Raw genomic sequence first — 11,732 nt, forward strand, 5'->3', positions numbered from 1 at the left:
CATGAACAAAGATTTCTACAATGGAAAAAGACTTTCCTGCTCCCCGACAAAACTAGAAGAAAACTCCTATCAATCTACATGAAACAACTTGCCTGTCGTCCGTTTAAAAAGCTTCCAGAATCCGGCTTTCTTCACCTCGACCGGTGACGTCAGTTCAAATTCCTTCACCAGCGCGTCCCCTTGGTAAACCGACAGCTTTCCGATCACTTGCCCGGCGGCAACCGGAGCCTTCAGACCTTCGGTCCATTGAAGCTCATGCCGGATATCCTCGGTTTTCGCATTCTTTTTGACCAGCACGTTGTACTCTTTGTCGGCCTGAATGGTAATCTCCGGCACGCTGCCCTTCTGTACCTTCAGGACCCCGAGCACTTCACCCGGCTTATAAATGGAATGCATCGCATATTGGGAGAAGGCATAATCGAATAACCGGGACACTTCATTGTTGCGCGTCTTCGTATCCGGAGCTCCCATCACCACCGCGATCGTGCGCAATCCGTCCCGCTTGGCCGTTGCCGACAAGCAAAATTTGGCCTCCGAGGTATAGCCGGTTTTCAAACCGTCCGCCCCCGTGTAAAAACGGACCAGCTTGTTCGTATTGACCAGCCAGAACGGCTTTGGCGTATCCTTTCGCAAATAATCCTGATAGGCGCCGGTATACTTCGTGATTCCCTCGTATTTCAGCAGCTCGCGGCTCATCAGGGCGATGTCATGCGCCGAAGTATAATGGTTGTCTGCCGGCAATCCGTTGCAATTGACGAAATGCGTATCCTTCATCCCGAGCTCCGCCGCTTTCTCGTTCATCAGCTTGACAAAGGCTTCCTCCGTGCCTGCAATCTTCTCTGCCATCGCAACGGAAGCGTCGTTGCCGGATGCCATAGCGATCCCCTTGAGCATTTCTTCGACGGTCATTTCTTCCCCGGGCTCGAGGAAGATTTGGGATCCCCCCATCGAAGCGGCATACTCGCTGGTGCGAACCTTATCGGTTAACTTCAAACGTCCTTCGTCGATCGCCTCCATCGTCAGCAGCATCGTCATAATTTTTGTGATGCTGGCCGGAGGCAGCTTATCATGGCTGTTTTTTTCGTAAATGATGGTTCCGGTATCCGCATCAAGCAAGATGGCGGAACGGGCACTAGGCGCCAGCTCCCCTTGGGATAATCCGCCGGTATTACTGTTTTCCTCGGCATAGCTTGGAACTGCCGCACTGGACCATCCAACAATGAAAGCAAACAGTCCAGCGATTAACGCTTTTTTCAATTCCGTCCCCTCCTGACACTCGTAATGGCATCCCGTACGTATACGGGTCTCTCTAACCATTGTCGTCAGGTTGGAAACAAATTATTCCAGTATTTAGGCTGGATGCAAAAAAAGACCCGTACTAAACGACAGCGTTATTCGCCTCGCAAGTACAGGTCTTCTGTTCTTCCGTAAGATGGATTACATTTTCGGGATAATCGCCATGACCAAACCGAGAAACTTCTCTCGTACCTTCTCCGCGGTCTCCATTACCTCGTCATGGGAAAGCGGCTGATCCAAAATTCCCGCTGCCATGTTACTGATACAGGAAATGCCAAGCACCTCTAGTCCGGCATGTCTTGCTACGATCACTTCGGAAACGGTTGACATGCCAACCGCGTCGGCGCCAAGGGTACGCAGCATCCGGATTTCGGCCGGCGTTTCATAGGTTGGACCCAGCAAGCCGGCGTAAACCCCTTCTCTGAGGACAACGCTCTGGCTCACGGCAATTTCCTTCGCCAGCTGCCGCAGTCTGCGGCTGTATGCCTCGGACATATCCGGGAACCGGACGCCCAGCGCCGGATCATTAGGTCCGATCAGCGGATTTTTTCCCGTCATATTCAGATGATCCGAGATCAGCATGAGATCTCCCGGCTCGAAGGACGTGTTGATGCCGCCGGCCGCATTGGTGACAAGCAGGCTCTGCACCCCAAGTTCCTTCATGACCCGGACAGGAAAGGCAGTCAGCTCGGGGCCGTAGCCCTCATACATGTGAAACCGGCCCTTCATCAGCACGACGCTCCGGCCGTGAATCGTTCCCAGCAGCAGCTCGCCTTCATGACCTTCAACCGTCGATACCGGAAAATGCGGGATGTCTTGATAGTTGATCGATACCGCATTCTCCATCAGATCCGCCAGGACGCCAAGACCCGAACCCAGGATGAGACCTACCTCGGGCTTGACGTCATGCTGCCGGCGGATATATTCCGCCGCTTCTTTAATGCTTGCTTGGTTTACTGAACTCATCTCGTTCTCCCCTAACTGTGTGGTTATCGATTATGATTTGCAGATCATATGCAAAGCCGTCTATATTCAAGCCCTGGGATGAAAGTGGTCGTACACTTCCTTCATGCTCTTCTTGGCCGATTGGTACATGCCCGTCGTGGAAAGTGCCGAATGCCCAAGCATTTCCTGTACCGAGCGCAGGTCAGCTCCGTTCTGCAGCAAATGGACCGCAAAGGAATGCCGGAGCGTGTGAGGCGTGATCTCTTCCTCGATACCGGCCGACTTGCCGTATTTCTTGATAATTTTCCAAAAGCCCTGCCTCGACAGCCGTTTGCCCTGCGTATTCAGGAACAGTCCGTCTTCCCCATCATCCTTGAGCAGCTTGTCCCTCATTTCATGGACATAAAATTCCACATGCCGGGCAGCGGTTCTTGTGATCGGCAGGATCCGTTCCTTACCCTCACCTGCCGCGCAGCGCAAAAATCGCATCCGTAGATCCACGTCGGCCAGGCTCAGCGACACTAGCTCCGAAACCTTAATTCCGGAGGCATAGAGAAGCTCGAGCATCGCCTTGTCCCTTGCCCCTTGCGGAGAATCGCAATCCGGAGCCGCCAGCAGCTTGTCTACCTGCTGCTCCTCAAGAGCCTTAGGAGGCCTGCGCTCCGGCTTGGGCGATTCCAGCAGCAAGGTGGGATCCTGGATGATGACGGCCCGGCGGACCAAATACTGAAAAAAAGACCGGAGCGACGCGATGCAGCGCAGCTGGGTCGAAGCCGCCCTCCCCTGCTGGCGCATTCGGCCAAGGTATATTCCGAGCAGCGCACGATTAACATCCCCTGGTTCCGTGACGTCCCTCTCGGCCGCAAACGCGATAAAGCTGATGATGTCCGTCCGGTACGACTCAATCGTTCGCGGCGACAATCGTTTTGACTCTTCCAAATATTCTAAGTATTCATCTACATATTGAAGCATCGTTTCCACCTGACCCTGCATGCCCTTTGGAACATCTACTCGCCATACCAGTAATATAAACGGAGACGTTCCATCGGCGAATATCTAGCATCTAACGTGCTCTCCGGCTGAAATGCCTTTACGGCATGACCGGTCGGCGTACGGTAAGGGTCGGATGGGGTTAACCAGTCTCCCACCCATCCAAGGATATAATAGAAAAACATCGTTAACAGGGCGAACATGGAAATGAAGCGGATCCATGCGGCGATTTTGCGGATCGATATAATCATGATCATGCGTCCCCCTTGTGTTCTTTGTACGCTTGAGCCCGAAAGCTCGTCACATTAAGACTATGATACCGGGCCGGCATATATACCGGCATCCGATAAGGGGCAAAGCGCAATTCGGCACGATTCCCGCCTGAATCGAGTATGTACTCATGTCCATTTCCTACCCAAATGAAAAGCCCTCCCGGCTGTATGCGTTAAAGAGGGCTTTGCCGTGATGAATCACCACGCCATATGATGTTGGTTATAAGTTAAGATTTATCAGGGTCGTTCTTGCCCTTCTCCTTGCAACGGTAGCATATGCCGTGGAAATCAAGCCGATGGTCGTGCACGGTGAAATTGAATTCGCGCTCCAGTCGTTCCTCTAAGGGACCGAGCCAATCCTCGCGTATTTCATCCATGCTTCCACATTGAGTGCATATTAGATGATGGTGATGATGTTTCGAAGTATCTGTTCGAAGGTCGTATCTTGCGACACCATCGCCGAAATTGATCTTCTCTACGACATGAAGCTCACTCAGCAGCTCCAGGGTACGGTATACGGTTGCCAGACCGATCTCCGGAGCTTTCTCTTTCACGAGCATAAATACATCTTCTGCGCTAAGGTGGTCGTCTTCATTCTCCAACAACACGCTAACCGTGGCTTCCCGCTGGGGCGTTAATTTGTAACCTTGGGATTGCAGCTGCTGCTTAATTTTGTCGATCCGCGCTTCCATCGTTTCCCTCCCCCTTGGAAATCACTGCACGTCATTGTCACTTCCTTCATTATAGGGGGATTTGACAAACAAAGTCAAACGCTTTTACTCTCCGCTAAAACACGCGGCATTACAGCAGCATCGGGGTTACCCACTGCATCATCTACTAGTATATTCGTAACTTTTTCGAGCTTTCTCTATATCTGTTTTTTATTGGTCGTGGACATAATTTATGATTTTACTCCGTGCGTCTTTTTATAACTTTTCAATTTTCGTGATTTTCATGTGATTTTTTATAAGATAGGGTCGGTAATATATCGGCCCTCTTTTGTTGCTTAAGATAGGCAATTTGGTAACTTTGTAATAAATCGAGCATCTTGTTCTTAATCAAGTTCAAACTATATAGAATCGTTTAAGATTGAGTATGTCTTCCATCTCAAAAGGATACAATTTCATTGTAATTCTATTTGTCGCATCCACTTATCAGCATATATGAAGCGTTGGCACTCCGCAACTCTCCCGCATATGTTTCAGTTGGTTGAGATAATGACAGCTGATGATCGGATTCGCTGCAAACTTAGCCAAGCGGCTGAGCTTCTCAACCAAAAACTTTTCTGTGTTCTCCTTCTAATTCAACTCGTCAAATACGATGTTCACCTTCGTGAGTTTCTTCCGATTCGGGATCCACTGCCTTCTTACTTGAAAGGGCAAGCCAAATCTTGGTGATTGGTACCTAGTAATCCGTCCAATACCGTGCACTCACCTTTGGTGAAGTCCGACTATGTGCTTCAGGGTTTCTTTCCCACCCTTCCACAATCTTAATCGTTTCCAGTCTGGACTTGTCTTCCCATTCAATGTACCTTTCTTTTTCCAGCATTAATAGAGCTCTCTTTATTTGTTGACTCTTTCGTCCAGCCATTATCTCTAAGGCCTGCATTGTGGGTATCCTATGGTGCTGGCTTGCATAATTGTACAAAACCCTAAGAATCTTACGTTCTAAATCAGGAAGCATCTTTTCCTGCCCCCTTTGCCGGCTCCCAGGATAAGACATTATCCATTCTGAAAACTCTTGGCTGATTGGTATTTAAACAAGTCGCACGAATCAAATTATGTCGAATCCCCTGCAGTCTTATCTTACGCTGAGTAATCTTGCCTTTGCGGTCTATGTAAATGAGCTCGATAACCTCGCCAATGAAATTTCTCATCTTGTTCGCCTCCAAGAAGAACATTTGTTTGTATTATATGCGAACGTTCGTTCTATTATCAATGGTAAATTGAAGGGACTATACTATGCTGTAATTTTACTTAGGCGACGATGGAAACAAAAAAACGCAACTAGAATATGTAATGAGGAACTTGTAGGGGACTCATGAAATATGCAGTCATCTGGTTGAATTACGGTGAAATCACATAATGACATTGATTTGTTAAGAAGATTTAAGAGGAGCAATTTGATTACGAATTAGAAAAGGCCCATCATAGCAAACGCTACGAGGGCCGAGTTTGTTGTCGGGATGACGGTATGAAAATTAAAGCAAGGCCAAGATACCTAAATTCTTGGCAAGATCCACCCCAGCAGCTGAAACCTGAATTACAGAGCTCAGTCTTTTGAAAAATTTGATCATTCTTTCTTTGTTCTTACTAGCAGCTGCCTCTTTTATTTTACTTAAATCTTCTAAGTTATCATTAATCTCATCTGCGTCCGGAAGTTTCTTAATCTCCTCTATAAGTGCTGTAAAAAGTTTTTCTGTCTGATTGTCAAGGCCGGATTGAAAGGACTGAGTGTTGTTGTCACCTTGAAAATTTGCAACCCCATTAAAAGTCGCACCATCGAAACTTACCCCGTCCATTTTTCTCGAGTAATCATTGTTATGCTGCATATAACCTCCTATATAAATGTCCCCATTATGGATATACCTTGCGAGTGTATAAGGTTCGTTCGGTACGCTTTGTCTGGGTTGTATTAAATTGCTATCAGTTGCTGACTGTTTTGCTGCTTTTTTTTTAATGCCTCAACGTATTCCTTTGTAAAATTGAAGACAATATTCGTTTTTTCAGGATCAGGAAAATAACTTTCATCATCATCACAAAGCCTGCAATTAATCTCACAATCAGGTAGTTTTCCCCAATCAAATTGCTGGTCAACATGATCATTTGGACATATTGTTTCGAGTTTTACCTCTAAAACACCAAACTGTGCTTTCATCATCAGGTAGTCATTAACCCGATCAATGTCTTTTTCTTCTGAAAGGTAGGCAACAAAGTAAGCATTAAAACGGTTTTTATTATCATATGCTAGACCTTCAAGAATCTCATCGATCTTTACCGTATTAATGATCATAAAAAGAACCTACCTTTCAAATGTTTTATCTTCATGACACAGCTTCATTGTTGCCTTGATCAGATTCTTTTCTATATCTGACTTCTACAAATACATCCAAAATCCTTCTAATTATACGTTCACTTACTTTACTTTTAAATTCAAAGCCCCCTTTATGGTTTATGCGAAATTTCACCTTCGTAGAATACCCTGTATCAACTTCACGATAGTCCACATGAAAAACTTGTGCCAAATATTCTCTTCCAGCTACCATGCTTTTATACTGCTCTTGCTTTTTGAGGTCATCTATTCCCGGCGCAGCGCTAACAGCAAGCTTGCCAATACATCCCTCTCCGATTACTTCAGATTCAAGTAAGCCAGCTTCTAAAATTTCTGAGATCTTCTCGGCTTCTGCCTCAGTGACTTTAGTTACTGGCAACCAATCGATATTGGGGATATTGTCCGCACTCGTCGATAATAAACTCTTCAGTGCTTCTTTATATTTTTTATGTGTCGAAAAACCTGACCGTAGTTCAATGAAGATTGGATCACCAAATCTGATCATCATGTACTCAAAAGAAGGTACAATGCGTTCTACAACCTCGTATCCATCATAACCAATCTTCTTTTCTCCAGATACCCACTGAAGTAAGACTGCCTCACCAAGGTCCTCTATAAGATTTATTTGAGGTACAGTGGTTATTTCAGGCTTTAATTCATTACCGATCAATGCGGAAGTGATGTTTAACTTTCTCTTCAAGTGCACAAGAAATCCTTCTTTTACTTTCAACCCTTCAGGAAAATCAGTACACTCGAAGATATTAACTGCTGTTTTTCCGGCATACCGATACTCCTTATATAACTCTTCTAGAGTGTGAGGTTTCTTTTCTTGAATACCATCAAACATCGTTTCAATACTTGTCTTACTACATTCGATTTTTTCTTGATCAATAACATGCTTGACACGATCACTAGGTACCTTTTTTGTGAACTCGATTTTGTTAATCCTCAACTGATAAATCTCTCCCTTGTAAAGAGATATCGGCAAGTCCAAAAAAGCTCCACTCTAGACATATCACAATCATTTCGTATACTATAATATTAACAGTTAAAAATATTGAGTGTTATCTCACTCAAGCTTTTAAGGACATGTTGCTAATATCGCTTCATGTCTATTTTTCTTGTATTGTAACCTATATATTGGAAAATTAGTAGGTAAATTTTCCTATTAACACGCTATTTATAGATATCACTAGCATCGTCTCTTCCTACCTGTTTCGAATCCGTGAGAACTTTTGATCTCTTGAGATACAGGCTAGCTTTAAGTTATGGGTTACCAACACTTACCGTGACGTTACCCTAAAGCCAAGCAGTATAATTCGGTAAAGGGGGTTTTTATGTTTATTGACCCGATGCTACTTGCAACAGCACCTAGCCCATACTCGGGCTCTCGTTTTATTTTTGAGCCGAAGATCGACGGCCATCGTTTGATATTTTCACAACACAACGGAGATGTCCGCTTGTACACTCGCCATAACAACGATTGTACGCGTCAATATCCTGAGGTTGCTGGTGCCATATTTCCGCACGATATTGTTTTAGACGGCGAAATCGCTTGCGTTGATCCAGCGACCGGCAACTCTGACTTTGAGGCCGTCATGATGCGATTCCAGGCGAAGAAGGCCGATAAGATAGCAGCACTATCCCTATCGTTACCGGCCACTTTCGTCATTTTCGACGTACTTCAGTATAACGGTAGAGACTTGCGTCGTCTGCCACTGATGAAACGCAAAGAAATTCTCGCGCAGCTCCCGTTGCCGTCTACAAGTTTCGGCATTGTACCCTATATTGATGGCGCTGGTGAGGCGCTGTTTGAGCAGATCGAGTCTCGCGGCATGGAAGGCGTTGTCGGCAAGCGAAAGGATAGTAGTTATGAAACGGGGCGACGCTCGGATAATTGGCAGAAGGTAATAAATTGGTCGTACGCGGACGTATTTATAACGGGATATCGGAAAGAAGAATTCGGGTGGCTTGCGAGCATTTACGATAACGCAAAAATGCGCCCAGCCGGTATTATCGAACTAGGCGCAAATCCTACTCATAAGAAGGCGTTTTATAACGTTGTTAAACCGCTTATTACCGGAGAGGACCGCAATTTCGTGTACGTAGAGCCGCGAATTCGTGTACGTAGAGCCGCGAATTCGTGCGCGCGTGAAAATGCGGAATTGGACGCGGGCGGGAATGCTTCGGAGTCCGGTTTTTGTGGAGTTTATTGTTTAGACATCATATTTTTCTTTAATAAATCCAACAACCTCTGAGCGATAAATTCCTTTAATAGCATTAAATGCATCTTGTTCAGTTTTTCCGCCAACACCAATGCTTCTAATTTCAATAAAGATTTCTGCGAGGATTTTTCGAGCGTCAGAACCAGACATATCATTGATTCTCTCTAAAATATCAGTTGTATATTTATCAGGCACTTTTTCACCTCCCTTTTAGTTTGCGTATTTAAACGTGCAGTTCTCTCGCATATACCGCGCGTCTCCAACCTTGATGCTGTTCTCCGTGATCTCTTGTATCCGGCCGCAACCGACCAGCTCGTCCGCTATAAATACGGCGATAGGTGTTTGATCGAGCATAGCGGTATAAAAGTGTATGTCCGCAGTCAGCGGCTTCATATATCGTCTCATAATGAAAATATTACCATAAGGTGCTTGCCTTTTGGGTATTAAAAAAGCAAAAAGACCCTGCCAGCCAGTTATAGGCTAGCAGGGTCTTGGTAGTCTGCTACGATTTATACATAATGTGGATCGATCTCGAATTCTAATACGAGATCGATCCTAACTCGTGAACAGAGGAGGAAGAGTAGATGCCCTGGGGAAAGGTACATCACTCACCACAATTATAGGTATTTCCTTCCCCTCGTATACCTTGATACTTGGTTTTCAATTTTTCCAGAATGTTTTTTTCCATGCGAAGTAAAACAGCAGCTGCCTCCTCGCGAGTAAATGGAGCACCCGGACGGCTCCCGTCAAAGAGCCCCTCCTTCGTAGCTTCCTCCCACGCTGGCGCAGCCCACGAGCTGACAACGTTGATATCCCTTTCTTTGGTAATCGACTTACCCTCCTTCTTCTTTAAACCCAGATACTTCGCGATCCCCTTTACGTGTCCATCGATCAAAGCGTCAATGACTTCCTGGCGCTTTAGTTTGTCCGCGTCCGACGACACATCAATAAATAGGTTCTCGGTCAAGACCGCGGGCATTCTGCTTTCACGGCACATGTGAAGGTTCTTTGCTTTCTGGCCACGGTCAATCACGCCGTGCGGCTTAAGGGTTGCCATGATCTCCATGTGAAGTTTGTTTTGCAAAGACCGCGAGGCGGCCGAAGCATCCGTATAGCGGAAGGACTCGAAGCCGCCAGCTCCGCCGCCGGCATTGCAATGGATGGAGACAAGGAGATCCGCGCCGGTTTTGTTGGCCGCATTGGTCCGTTCCGACAGCTCAAGGAACACATCCGTCGACCGGGACATCAACACCTGAACGCCTTCGTATTCTGCTTCCAGGCGTCGCTTGACGCCAAGGGATACCGTCAGAGCGATATCCTTTTCCTTTAAGCCATTTCCGACTGCTCCCGGATCCTTCCCACCGTGCCCAGCATCAATCCATACTTTCTTCATGACTTAATCCCTTCCTTCGCCTGCTTCATAGCCTGATGCCCGAATACCGCAAATGCGCCTGAAAGGATACCCTGTATCAATGTTTCCACACTCCAACCAATTAAACCGAAGGTTAATAGGATAGCAGCAATCACAACCCCATAGACAATGATCCAGTTTGGAACAGCTGGTATTTGCTTCAAAAGGATACCGATTACCCAACATGCGGCCACCACGATAAACAACCGTGGATCTATCAATTCAAAAATCACGTTCCACTCCATTTACAATTCATCCTCTCGTTAATTAAGTGCGGCCAGCTTAATGCCGGCCCAGACGGCAGCGACAATCCCACCAGTTACACCAGTAATGACCACTCCATAAAACGTACGTTTAAACCATTTCTGGTCCTCGGCTTGTGCCTTTTGTGTCTCAAGTGCAGCGTTCGCTTTCCTGAGCGCTTCTTCGGCAATGGTCTTGGTTTGGTTAAACTCCGCTTCCAGCCCTTCAAGCTTCTGTTTCACTTGTTGAGCACAAGCAAGAGCTTCCCGTGACGTTTCCTTAACATCTGCTACAGACGGTACCAATGCCGCCAGCGGCTTCAACGTCTCCTCAATTCGGGCAAGCTGAATTTGCAGACTAACCAATGTATTTACATCGTGCACGTCACCCACCCCTTGTGTTTGATTCATCCCCCGTCCCCCTAATCTGTCAAAAATTTATGAAGCCCCAAATCCAGGGGCATCTTACTCGCCTTTTTCTTTCTCAGCTTCGTCGGACGATTGCAACCTGGCCAGAGCCTCGCCGATATCATGATCAACCGCTTGTAAGATTTCGAGCTGCTTGTCCGGATATGCTTGAAGCATGATGTTTATTACTGCAGCTATTTCATCCACCGGGGTCGTCAGATCGATAAGCAGTTCCACCTTTGTCATCCTTGCCATAGGGCACCTCCCTTCGAGGCAAAATAAAAGAGCCCGGGGTTACCGGACTCTAATGATTGCTCGTTATTTAATTACTGCGAGGGCTTCCTCTACTAGTCGTAGTTCTTCTTTAGCTTTTGCGATAATTACATCATACTCGGCCAATTGTTTTTGCTTATCGGCAAGTCCTGGTGATGGTTCTCCGTTCATTCCCGACGTTTTTAGAATTTCAATCTCTTTAAGTATTCCCTCTCGCTCTTCAACAGCTGGCTTGATTCGATTATTTTGGATGCTATTTCTTAGTTCTTCCAAATCCGATTTAGAGCTATTCATATACTTGTTGTTACTATCGGAAGAACTCACGTCATTACTTTGATCTTGTCCAGACTCCGTTGTGATATGGATTGTCTTTCCCTCCAATTTCAACTCACCTCCCACAGCGTCTACAACAGCACGGACGGGTGCATTAGTTCTGCCGCTGATGACGGCTCCCTTTTCGCTCAGTTCTTTCCCGTTGACGATAACTGTCATTTCTCCAGTAACCTTTTTTCCGATCAAGCTTTTGACTTGATCAGCAAAAACAGTTCCGCTTAGGGTCAGGAAGATTCCAAGAATAACACCGCTTAAAAGATACGTCCATTTTTTCATTTTCATGAAC

The 11,732-nt window shown here is 46.2% G+C and carries 17 protein-coding genes; 1 reads left to right on the forward strand and 16 read right to left on the reverse strand.

All coding sequences use genetic code 11. The features are described from left to right. Window positions 1–69 precede the first annotated feature (69 nt). From J2Z18_RS10110 to J2Z18_RS10150, 9 genes are all read right to left on the reverse strand, one after another. Window positions 70–1,257, reverse strand: coding sequence for a D-alanyl-D-alanine carboxypeptidase family protein (locus J2Z18_RS10110; RefSeq protein WP_007129762.1), 1,188 nt, complete (start codon window positions 1,255–1,257; stop codon window positions 70–72). Window positions 1,258–1,437: 180 nt separating this feature from the next. Further along, a complete protein-coding gene (locus tag J2Z18_RS10115; RefSeq protein ID WP_007129761.1) occupies window positions 1,438–2,262 on the reverse strand; it encodes a purine-nucleoside phosphorylase in 825 nt (274 codons plus the stop codon). Between the two features lie 66 nt (window positions 2,263–2,328). Further along, the gene (locus J2Z18_RS10120) at window positions 2,329–3,213 is read right to left on the reverse strand and encodes a site-specific tyrosine recombinase (RefSeq protein WP_007129760.1); all 885 of its coding nucleotides are present in this window, start codon (window positions 3,211–3,213) and stop codon (window positions 2,329–2,331) included. A gap of 35 nt (window positions 3,214–3,248) precedes the next feature. Then, complete coding sequence (locus tag J2Z18_RS10125) at window positions 3,249–3,482, reverse strand: YqzK family protein (protein WP_007129759.1); 234 nt, start codon at window positions 3,480–3,482, stop codon at window positions 3,249–3,251. 248 nt (window positions 3,483–3,730) lie between these two features. Continuing rightward, on the reverse strand, window positions 3,731–4,195 hold the full coding sequence (gene fur / locus J2Z18_RS10130; protein ID WP_007129758.1) for a ferric iron uptake transcriptional regulator: 465 nt from the start codon (window positions 4,193–4,195) through the stop codon (window positions 3,731–3,733). A gap of 980 nt (window positions 4,196–5,175) precedes the next feature. After that, window positions 5,176–5,379 (reverse strand): hypothetical protein, encoded by a 204-nt coding sequence (locus J2Z18_RS10135; RefSeq protein ID WP_210094619.1) that lies wholly within the window; start codon window positions 5,377–5,379, stop codon window positions 5,176–5,178. A gap of 324 nt (window positions 5,380–5,703) precedes the next feature. Then, the gene (locus tag J2Z18_RS10140) at window positions 5,704–6,054 is read right to left on the reverse strand and encodes a hypothetical protein (protein WP_210094620.1); all 351 of its coding nucleotides are present in this window, start codon (window positions 6,052–6,054) and stop codon (window positions 5,704–5,706) included. A gap of 83 nt (window positions 6,055–6,137) precedes the next feature. Continuing rightward, window positions 6,138–6,515: a hypothetical protein gene (locus J2Z18_RS10145; protein ID WP_210094621.1), complete on the reverse strand. Its 378-nt coding sequence runs from the start codon at window positions 6,513–6,515 to the stop codon at window positions 6,138–6,140. Between the two features lie 31 nt (window positions 6,516–6,546). Next, window positions 6,547–7,506: a hypothetical protein gene (locus J2Z18_RS10150; protein WP_210094622.1), complete on the reverse strand. Its 960-nt coding sequence runs from the start codon at window positions 7,504–7,506 to the stop codon at window positions 6,547–6,549. A gap of 385 nt (window positions 7,507–7,891) precedes the next feature. Here J2Z18_RS10150 and J2Z18_RS10155 point away from each other — a divergent pair, with 385 nt between their 5' ends. Then, on the forward strand, window positions 7,892–8,812 hold the full coding sequence (locus tag J2Z18_RS10155; RefSeq protein WP_446686409.1) for an ATP-dependent DNA ligase: 921 nt from the start codon (window positions 7,892–7,894) through the stop codon (window positions 8,810–8,812). On the opposite strand, the gene J2Z18_RS10160 is transcribed toward J2Z18_RS10155, so the two are convergent. The 7 genes from J2Z18_RS10160 to J2Z18_RS10190 form a co-directional block, all read right to left on the reverse strand. After that, window positions 8,771–8,974: a hypothetical protein gene (locus J2Z18_RS10160; RefSeq protein WP_210094623.1), complete on the reverse strand. Its 204-nt coding sequence runs from the start codon at window positions 8,972–8,974 to the stop codon at window positions 8,771–8,773. The genes J2Z18_RS10155 and J2Z18_RS10160 overlap by 42 nt on opposite strands. Window positions 8,975–8,989: 15 nt before the next feature. Beyond that, on the reverse strand, window positions 8,990–9,172 hold the full coding sequence (locus J2Z18_RS10165; protein ID WP_210094624.1) for a hypothetical protein: 183 nt from the start codon (window positions 9,170–9,172) through the stop codon (window positions 8,990–8,992). A gap of 211 nt (window positions 9,173–9,383) precedes the next feature. Beyond that, window positions 9,384–10,172 carry an N-acetylmuramoyl-L-alanine amidase family protein gene (locus tag J2Z18_RS10170; protein ID WP_210094625.1) on the reverse strand — a complete coding sequence of 263 codons (789 nt, stop codon included), beginning with the start codon at window positions 10,170–10,172 and terminating at the stop codon, window positions 9,384–9,386. Then, window positions 10,169–10,435, reverse strand: coding sequence for a phage holin family protein (locus J2Z18_RS10175; RefSeq protein WP_210094626.1), 267 nt, complete (start codon window positions 10,433–10,435; stop codon window positions 10,169–10,171). Before J2Z18_RS10175 ends, J2Z18_RS10170 begins: the two co-directional genes overlap by 4 nt. An 18-nt stretch (window positions 10,436–10,453) precedes the next feature. Further along, complete coding sequence (locus J2Z18_RS10180; protein ID WP_210094627.1) at window positions 10,454–10,843, reverse strand: hypothetical protein; 390 nt, start codon at window positions 10,841–10,843, stop codon at window positions 10,454–10,456. 54 nt (window positions 10,844–10,897) lie between these two features. Beyond that, window positions 10,898–11,095: a hypothetical protein gene (locus tag J2Z18_RS10185; protein WP_210094628.1), complete on the reverse strand. Its 198-nt coding sequence runs from the start codon at window positions 11,093–11,095 to the stop codon at window positions 10,898–10,900. 63 nt (window positions 11,096–11,158) lie between these two features. Further along, window positions 11,159–11,722 carry an MDR/zinc-dependent alcohol dehydrogenase-like family protein gene (locus tag J2Z18_RS10190; protein WP_210094629.1) on the reverse strand — a complete coding sequence of 188 codons (564 nt, stop codon included), beginning with the start codon at window positions 11,720–11,722 and terminating at the stop codon, window positions 11,159–11,161. Between the last annotated feature and the right edge of the window lie 10 nt (window positions 11,723–11,732).

The organism is Paenibacillus lactis (assembly GCF_017873605.1).
Taxonomy (GTDB): domain Bacteria; phylum Bacillota; class Bacilli; order Paenibacillales; family Paenibacillaceae; genus Paenibacillus_AQ; species Paenibacillus_AQ lactis.